Annotated in this window: 6 protein-coding genes; 1 reads left to right on the top strand and 5 read right to left on the bottom strand. The window is 69.6% G+C overall.

Annotated elements, in window-relative coordinates; all coding sequences use genetic code 11:
* From VFH10_RS01680 to VFH10_RS01660, 5 genes are all read right to left on the bottom strand, one after another.
* Positions 1–1,128 (bottom strand): ABC transporter permease (locus VFH10_RS01680; RefSeq protein WP_325125296.1); only part of this gene is annotated, 1,128 nt, incomplete at its 3' end.
* A gap of 49 nt (positions 1,129–1,177) precedes the next feature.
* Positions 1,178–2,251, bottom strand: coding sequence for a betaine/proline/choline family ABC transporter ATP-binding protein (locus VFH10_RS01675; RefSeq protein WP_325125295.1), 1,074 nt, complete (start codon positions 2,249–2,251; stop codon positions 1,178–1,180).
* Complete coding sequence (gene betA / locus VFH10_RS01670; protein ID WP_325125294.1) at positions 2,248–3,948, bottom strand: choline dehydrogenase; 1,701 nt, start codon at positions 3,946–3,948, stop codon at positions 2,248–2,250. The genes VFH10_RS01675 and betA overlap by 4 nt, the downstream gene beginning before the upstream one ends.
* 12 nt (positions 3,949–3,960) lie before the next feature.
* The gene (locus tag VFH10_RS01665; protein WP_325125293.1) at positions 3,961–5,430 is read right to left on the bottom strand and encodes an aldehyde dehydrogenase family protein; all 1,470 of its coding nucleotides are present in this window, start codon (positions 5,428–5,430) and stop codon (positions 3,961–3,963) included.
* A gap of 112 nt (positions 5,431–5,542) precedes the next feature.
* Positions 5,543–6,355, bottom strand: a complete 813-nt coding sequence (locus tag VFH10_RS01660) for an IclR family transcriptional regulator (RefSeq protein WP_325125292.1) — start codon at positions 6,353–6,355, stop codon at positions 5,543–5,545.
* 136 nt (positions 6,356–6,491) lie between these two features.
* Between VFH10_RS01660 and VFH10_RS01655 the strand changes: the two genes are divergently transcribed.
* Positions 6,492–8,171, top strand: a complete 1,680-nt coding sequence (locus tag VFH10_RS01655; protein ID WP_325125291.1) for a formate--tetrahydrofolate ligase — start codon at positions 6,492–6,494, stop codon at positions 8,169–8,171.
* Positions 8,172–8,197: the final 26 nt, after the last annotated feature.

Genomic DNA, 8,197 nt, shown 5'->3' with positions numbered 1-8,197 from the left:
TCGCGGGAGCCGCTCCAGGACGACGCCCCCGATCGTCACGCCCATCCCGCTCACGGACGCAACGTCGGTGCGGCCCGTGGTGCGCTCGCTCGCCGCCGTGGTGGTCCGGTCGAGCATGATCGCGACGATCACGATCGCCAGCCCCGCGACGCCGGCCGCGCCGACGTTGAGGATCTGCAGCGCGGCGACGACCGGCTGGCCCAGGCCGGGGCCGTTGACCAGGGCGGCGATGGTCGCCATCGACAGCGCCGCCATCGTGCACTGGTTGATGCCGACCACGATGGTGCGCCGCGCCATGGGCAGCTGCACCTGGCGCAGCATCTGGGACCGGGTGAGGCCCATCGACCTGGCCGCCTCGACGGTGGTCGCCGAGACCGACTTGATGGCGTGCTCGGTGATCCGGACCAGGGGTGGTAGCGAGTAGATGAAGGTGAGCACGACCGCGGTGGCGGGCCCGATGCCGAAGAAGAGGGCCATCGGGGCGAGGTAGCAGAACGCCGGGAGTGTCTGCATCAGGTCCAGCACTGGGGTGACCGCCGCGGACACGGCTCTGCTCCGGGCCATCCAGATCCCGATCGGCAGGCCGACCAGCAGGCAGCCGCCGACGGACACACCCGTGATGATCAGCGTGTCCATGCTGTCCGCCCACAGGCCGAGGACGCCGAAGGACAGCATCGACAGCGTGACCAGGATCGTGGACCGGATGCCGGCGAAGGCGTAGGTGACCCAGGCCGCCAGCGCGACAACGCCGATCCAGCCGATCTCCGGCACCGGTCGGGGCGGCGCGGGAATGCTGATCAGCTCCTGGAAGAACAGCACGAGGGAGTTCAGCGCGTCGCCGATGCCGCCCAGCACGCCGCCGAAGAACCAGTTGTCCTGGCCCTCGAGCTGGACCCAGTCGCGAGCCTCGTTGAACCGGCGGTGCAGGTCCGTGGTGTCCTGGAACCCGAGCACCTTGGTGTTCGTGCCCTTGAGGATCGCGTACAGGACGCCCCAGATGACGAGGATCGCCAGCATCTTGATGCCGGTGTGACGGTTCTTGCCGTACTCGACGACCGGCTGCTCCTCTTTCGAGACAACCTGACGTCCGGCAGGCGGCCCGCCGGGAGTGAGCGTCGAAGTGGTCACGCGGGGCCCCCGTTCGAATCGGAGCGCAGCGAGCATTCGAACGGGGTGCTCATGACGTCGCCTCCTCCTCGGCCACCACGATCCGGAGGATGTCCTCGTCATCGACGACGCCGACGATCCTTTCGCCGTCGGCGACCCGGCACGGACCATGGTGATCGAGCACCACGCGTGCCGCGTCGCGCACGATCTGGTTGGACTGGAGGATCGGGCCTTCGGGGGTCTGGCCCTCCGGATCGCGCATCACCCACTTGAGGGTGAGCACGTGCGAGCGGGGTACGTCGCTGACGAAGTCGCGGACGTAGTCGTCGGCCGGCTGCGCGACGACCTCGTCCGGCGTGCCGATCTGGACGATCTCGCCGTCGCGCATGATCAGGATCCGGTCGCCGAGCTTGAGCGCCTCGGCCAGGTCGTGGGTGATGAACACCATCGTCTTGCCGACTTCCTCGTGGAGCCGGATGACCTCGTTCTGCATGTCCCGGCGGATGAGCGGGTCGAGCGCCGAGAACGGCTCGTCGAACATCATGACGTCGGGGTTGCCGGCCAGGGCGCGGGCCAGCCCGACGCGCTGCTGCATGCCGCCGGAGAGCTGGTCCGGGAAGTTGTTCTCGTAGCCGGAGAGCCCGACGAGGTCGACCATTTCCTGTGCCCGGCCGCGACGGTCCCCACGTCCCTCACCACGCACCTCCAGGCCGAACGCGACGTTGTCGATCACCTTGCGATGCGGCAGCAGACCGAAGTGCTGGAACACCATGGACACCTTGCGGCGCCGGGTGTCGAGCAGCTCCTTGTCGGACATCGCCGTGATGTCGTCGCCGTACAGCTGGACGGTGCCGGCCGTCGGTTCGATCAACCGGGTCAGCAGTCTGACCAGCGTGGACTTTCCGGAGCCGGACAGGCCCATCACCACGAACACCTCGCCGGGGGCGACGTCGAAGGACACGTCCCGGATGCCGACGACGTGGCCGGTCTTCTCCTGGAGGTCCTTGCGGGACAGCTGGGCGTCCTGGCTGGCCATGATCTTGTCGGCCTTCGGCCCGAAGATCTTCCAGAGGCCGTCGACGTGGACCGCGGGCGTTGCCGTGGTGCTGGACGGGTCGGTCGCGACGGGGCTGGTCGTGGTCATGTCGGGTCCTCCGGATTGCGGCTGTCGCCGGGCGGGTAGAGGGGATTGCCGTCGCGGTAGCGGTAGTACGGCACGCTGGCCGCGGGGAGGGGCGTGTTCCCGGCGATCAGATCGGCGGCCTTCTCGGCGACCATCATCACCGGCGCGTAGATGTTGCCGTTGGTGACGAACGGGAACACGGAGGCGTCGACCACGAACAGGCCGTCGAGGCCGTGCACGCCCATGGTCGTCGGATCCACCACGGTCGTCTCGTCGATGCCCATCCTGGCCGTGCAGGACGGATGCAGGGCCGTCTCGGCGTCGGCCCGGACCCAGTCGAGGATCTCCTCGTCGGTCTCGACCGTCTCGCCGGGCGAGAGCTCGCCGTCGTTGTAGGGATCGAACGCCGGCTGGTTCAGGATGTCCCGGGCCACCCGCACCGCCTCGACCCATTCCTTGCGGTCGTTGGCGGTGGACAGGTAGTTGAACTGCATGGAGGGGTGGACCTTCGGGTCCGTCGACCGGATCCGCACCCATCCGCGGGTGTCGGCGTACATCGGGCCGATGTGCACCTGGTAGCCGTGACCTTCGGTCGGCGAGGACCCGTCGTACCGGATGGCCACCGGGAGGAAGTGGAACATCAGGTTCGGGTAGTCGACCTCGTCGTTGCTGCGACAGAAGCCGCCGCCCTCGAAGTGGTTCGTGGCTCCCAGGCCGCGGCGGTGCACCAGCCACTGGTAGGCGATGCCGGGGCGTGCCCGCCAGCGCAAGCCGGGTGCGATCGACACCGGTTGCTTGGAGGCGTACTGGATGTAGACCTCGAGGTGGTCCTGCAGGTTCTCACCGACCCCGGGCAGGTGATGGATGACCCCGACGCCGTGCTGGCGCAGGAGGCTCTCGTCGCCGACACCGGAGAGCTGCAGCAGCTGGGGGGTGTTGATGGCGCCGCCGGCGAGGATCACCTGGCCCGCTTCGACGGTGCGGTGCAGTCGCCCGCCGCGCAGGTAGTCAACGCCGACCGCGCGGTTGCCCCGGAAGCGCACCTTCGTGGCGAACGCGTAGGTCTCGACGGTGAGGTTCTTCCGCGAGCGGACCGGGTGCAGGTAGGCACGAGCGGCAGAGAGGCGACGGCCGCGGTAGACGTTGCGGTCGAAGCTGGCGAAGCCCTCCTGACGGTAGCCGTTGACGTCGTCGGTGAGCGGGTAGCCGGCTTGCTGGACCGCCTGGAAGAAGGCGTCGAACAACGGGTTCGTAGCAGGTCCGCGCTCGAGCTTGAGCGGCCCGTCACCGCCGCGCCAGTCGTCGGCACCGGCCAGGCAGTTCTCCATGCGTTTGAAGTACGGCAGGCAGTGGAGGTAGTCCCACTCCTTCAGCCCCGGCTCGGAGGCCCATCTTTCGTAGTCCATCGGGTTGCCGCGCTGGAAGATCATCCCGTTGATGCTCGACGAGCCACCGAGCACCTTGCCGCGGGCGTGGAAGACGCGCCGACCGTTCAGGTGCGGCTCGGGGTCGGTCTCGTACTTCCAGTCGTAGAGCCGGTTGCCGATCGGGATCGGCAACGCCGCAGGCATGTGGATGAACGGGTCGATGCGGTAGTCGGACCGCCCGGCCTCCAGCACGAGCACGCTGGTGCCGGGATCCACGGAGAGCCGGTTCGCGAGCGCGCAACCGGCCGACCCTCCACCCACGATGACGATGTCGTACCGGTCCGCGCCCATGTTCGCCGCCGCCTATCCGTCGAACCAGTGCTGGACAGCGGGTCGGATGTTGTGCCAGACGTGCTTGGTCTCGCGGTACTCGTCGAGCCCCGCTGTGCCCAGCTCTCGCCCGATCCCGGACTGCTTGTAGCCGCCCCACTCGGCTTGCGGCACGTAGGGGTGGTAGTCGTTGATCCAGACCGTCCCCATCCGGAGCCGGCCCGCCACTCGCTGCGCCCTGCCGGCGTCCTGGGTCCAGACCGCCCCCGCCAGTCCGTAGATGCTGTCGTTGGCGATCGCGACCGCCTCGTCCTCGTCGCGGAACGTCTCGACCGTGAGGACCGGTCCGAACGACTCGTCCTGGGTCACCGACATCTCGCTGGTGCAGCGGTCGAGCACGGTCGGGAGGTAGTAGTAGCCGTCGGCCAGCGCAGGGTCGTCGGGTCGTGCTCCCCCGCAGCGCAGCACCGCACCCTCGGCGATCCCGGCGGCGACGTACGCCTCGACCTTGTCGCGGTGCCTGGCGCTGGTGAGCGGCCCGGTCTCGGCCTTGTCGTCGAACGGCCCGCCGAGCCGGATTCGGCCGGCGCGGTCCACGATCGCGTCGACGAAGCCGTCGTGGATCGACTCCTCGACCAGCAGGCGAGCGCCGGCCGAGCACACCTGTCCGGAGTGCAGGAACACGGCGGTCAACGCGAAGTCGAGGGCCACCTCGAGGTCGGCGTCGGCGAAGACGATGTTGGGATTCTTGCCCCCGAGCTCGAGCGCCACCTTCTTCACCGTCCGGGAGGCCGTGGCCATGATCGTGCGGCCTGTCTCGAGACCACCGGTGAACGAGACGAGGTCGACGCGCGGGTCGGAGGAGAGCGGGGCTCCGGCCTCCGGGCCGGTGCCGAGCACCAGGTTGCCGACGCCTGCCGGCAGGCCGGCCTCGTCGAGCAGGCGCATCAGGTGGATCGCGGAGTGCGGGGTGAGCTCGCTGGGCTTGAGCACGAAGGTGTTACCCGCGGCCAGGCACGGCGCGACCTTCCACGACACCTGGAGGAGGGGGTAGTTCCACGGGGTGATCAGGCCGCACACCCCGATCGGTTCGTGCACCACGCGGCTGACCACGTCGGGGTTGCCGGTGTCGACGACCCGGCCGGCCTCCTCGGCCGCGACGTGGCCGTAGTGCCGGAAGACCGAGACCACGTCGGCGACGTCGTACTCGCTCTCGACGAGCCGCTTCCCGGTGTCGAGCGACTCCATCCGCGCGACGACGTCGACGTCCCGCTCGAGCAGGCCGGCGACGCGGAGCAGGAGGTCTCCGCGCTCGCGGGCGGCCGTGCCGGGCCAGGGTCCGTCGCGAAAGGCGTGATCGGCAGCCGCGATGGCGGCGACGCAGTCGTCGGCACCGGCCTCGTCGACCGCACCGACCAGCTCGCCGTCGGCCGGGCAGCGGATCTCCCGACGTCCGCCGTCTTGGGCGGACACCCACTGTCCGTCGATGTAGAGCTCCGCCACTGGCACACCCTCTCCAAGTGCGGATCTCGTTGCGTATCCCGCAACTGAATGCTCAAGCCGCAACCAGATCTCAGAACTTGAGAATGCTGCGCCCCCGACCCGCCGTCAAGGACTACTCGGCCGTTGTGACCTGACGGTGTCCCCAGCCCAGGCGCACCGACACCTCCAGCGCCGCCTCGGTGAGCCGCATGGCGATCTCGTCGATGCGCTCGGCGAGCCGGAAGGTGGGGCCCGAGACGCTGATCGACGCGACCACGTCACCGCCCGCGTTGCGGATCGGGGCGGCGACCGCGGCCAGCCCGATCTCGAGCTCGTCGATCGCGACCGCGTAGCCCTGGTCCCGGACCAGGTCCAGCTCGGCCCTCAGTTCCGACTTTCTCGTGACGGTCTGCGAGGTGAACGAGGGCAGCGTGGGCAGCAGCCGGTCGAGCGTGGAGGAGTCCAGACCACTCAGCAGCACCTTCCCGTTGCTGGTGGCGTGCAGGGGGATGTGCTGGCCGACCCAGTTGTGCGGCTGCAGTGCCGAGGAGCCGGCCACCTGGTCGAGGTACAGCGCCGAGCTCTCGGAGAGCACCGTGATGTTGACCGTCTCACCGGTGGCGGCCGCGAGCTGTCGGCAGACCGGCCTGGCCTCCTGGACGACGTCGAGCCGGGCCGCGGTGGCGCCGGCCAGTCGCAGCACCCCCACGCCGAGCCGGTACTTGCCCCGGTCGCCGGACTGCTCGACGAGGCGATGCGCCTCGAGGGTGGCCACCAGCCGGAAAGCCGTGCTCTTGTGCACCCCCAGCTCGGCCGCGACCTCGGTGACGCCCGCCTCGCCGTGCCGGGCGAGCACCTCGAGGATCGTCAGCGCGCGGTCCACCGACTGCACACCTGCCGCCCCCGCCTCCCGGGGGCCGTTCCGCTCCTCGGAGGCGACGCTCATGGGGGAGACACTAGCGCAGGGGCTGTTGCGTATCGCAGACTCCGTTTCGGTGCACGCAACGACTGGGGCGGCGTTCCAGACGTCCTCCGCCACCGTCGGGCGGTCGCCGGGCAGTCATTCGAGGGAGATCGACACCATGCAGCCAGACATCGAGATAGCCAACGCCGCCGTCCTGCGCCGGATCACGGACGTGGCCGACGAGACCCTCGGGATCCCGGAGCGGCACCTGGTCCCGTACGGCCACTTCAAGGCCAAGGTCGACCTCACGTACCTGGCGTCGATCGCCGACCGGCCACTGGGACGGCTGGTCCTGGTCACCGGCCTGTCCCCCACTCCTCCGGGCGAGGGAAAGACCACGACCACCGTCGGCCTCACCGACGCCCTGCACGGCCTCGGTCACCGCACGGTGGCGTGTCTGCGCGAGCCGTCCATGGGCCCGGTGTTCGGCATGAAGGGCGGCGCCGCCGGAGGTGGCTACAGCCAGGTCGTGCCGATGACCGACATCAACCTGCACTTCACCGGCGACTTCGCGGCGATAGCAGCCGCCAACAACCTGCTGTCGGCGCTGATCGACAACCACGTGCACCATGGCAACGAGCTCGACATCGACGTCCGGAGCGTGACCTGGAAGCGGGTCCTCGACACGAACGACCGGGCGCTGCGGGAGGTCGTCGTGGGCCTCGGCGGCCACGTCAACGGCTTCCCCCGCGAGGACGGGTTCGACATCGTCGTCGCCTCGGAGCTGATGGCGATCTTCTGCCTGACCGAGTCGTGGGCGGACCTGAAGCGGCGGATCGGTGACATCGTCATCGGCTACACGCGGGCGATGAAGCCGGTGACGGCACGGGAGCTCGGCGCGGACGGCGCGATGGCGGCCGTGCTGCGCGACGCGCTCGCGCCCAACCTTGTGCAGACGCTCGAGGGTGCGCCGGCGTTCGTGCACGGCGGCCCGTTCGCCAACATCGCCCACGGCTGCAGCTCGGTCATGGCGACCCGGGCCGGGCTCCGGCTGGCGGACATCGTGGTCACCGAGGCCGGCTTCGGCGCCGACCTCGGCGCGGAGAAGTTCGTCGACATCAAGTGCCGCAAGTCCGGGCTGCGTCCCGACGTCGCGGTGGTCGTGGCGACGGTGCGGGCGCTGAAGTACCACGGTGGCGTGCAGCTCGCCGATCTCGGCGACGAGGACCTCGGCGCGATCGAGGCCGGGATGACCAACCTGCGCCGGCACCTCGACAACCTCCGCGACGTGTTCGGCATCCCGTGCGTCGTCGCCGTCAACCGCTTCCCCTCGGACACCGACGTCGAGGTGGCGAGGGTGGTCGAGCTGGTGCAGGCCGAGGGCGTCAGGGCGTTCCCGGCGACCCACTTCACCGACGGCGGGGTCGGTGCCCACGACCTGGCGAAGGGTGTGCTGCAGACGCTGGACGAGCCGACGCCGTACTCGTTCTCGTTCACCTACGAGGACGACCTCTCCCTCACCGAGAAGGTCGAGGCCATCGCGACCCGGCTCTACGGCGCCGCCTTGGTCACCTGGGACGCCAAGGCTCGGCGGCGGCTGCAACGCGTCGAACGGGACGGGTACGGCGCGATGCCGGTGTGCGTGGCGAAGACGCAGTACTCGTTCTCGACCGACCCGAAGTCACTCGGAGCGCCCTCGGGGCACGAGCTGCACGTCCGGGAGGTCCGGCTGTCCGCCGGTGCCGGCTTCGTCGTCGTCGTGTGCGGCGACATGATGACGATGCCCGGGCTGCCCAGCGACCCTTCGGCGTCCCGCATCGACCTGGCCGACGACGGGACGATCCTCGGGCTTTCCTGACCTCGGCCGCCGCGACGGCCCCCGAC

The sequence above is a fragment of the Nocardioides sp. genome, from assembly GCF_035697785.1.
Taxonomy (GTDB): domain Bacteria; phylum Actinomycetota; class Actinomycetes; order Propionibacteriales; family Nocardioidaceae; genus Nocardioides_B.
The sequence above is the reverse complement of the archived record's forward strand: the minus strand, read 5'-3'. Positions and strand labels throughout refer to the sequence as shown.

Coding starts and splice junctions, on each gene's coding strand:
- VFH10_RS01660 (WP_325125292.1), bottom strand. CDS start 6,355: ATGAGCGTCGCCTCCGAGGAGCGGAACGGCCCCCGGGAGGCGGGGGCG.
- betA (WP_325125294.1), bottom strand. CDS start 3,948: ATGGGCGCGGACCGGTACGACATCGTCATCGTGGGTGGAGGGTCGGCC.
- VFH10_RS01655 (WP_325125291.1), top strand. CDS start 6,492: ATGCAGCCAGACATCGAGATAGCCAACGCCGCCGTCCTGCGCCGGATC.
- VFH10_RS01675 (WP_325125295.1), bottom strand. CDS start 2,251: ATGACCACGACCAGCCCCGTCGCGACCGACCCGTCCAGCACCACGGCA.